The sequence below is a fragment of the Ligilactobacillus apodemi DSM 16634 = JCM 16172 genome (genome assembly GCF_001434405.1).
GTDB classification, from domain to species: domain Bacteria; phylum Bacillota; class Bacilli; order Lactobacillales; family Lactobacillaceae; genus Ligilactobacillus; species Ligilactobacillus apodemi.
In genome coordinates, this window is record NZ_AZFT01000022.1 from 1 (window position 1) to 245 (window position 245).

At 34.7% G+C, this 245-nt stretch carries 1 pseudogene; it reads right to left on the reverse strand.

The features are described from left to right. Window positions 1-245 (reverse strand): annotated as a pseudogene (locus FC32_RS10680) (hypothetical protein); the annotation flags it as partial.

Below are 245 nucleotides of genomic sequence, written 5' to 3' on the forward strand. Positions count from 1 at the left end.
GTCTTATTTTGATCAGCTATATATTGGAAACCTCGTTGCATCTCACCTTTTTCATTAAATAGGTACCAGTGATTATTGATATTTTGTTGACCTGTTGCCATGTTACCATCAAAGGTATCAAAATAGTAAGTTGCATTATTTAACCATTGCCAGCCATAAAGCATCCAACCATCCTGATTATAGTAGACCGTCTTATTTTGATCAGCTATATATTGGAAACCTCGTTGCATCTCACCTTTTTCATT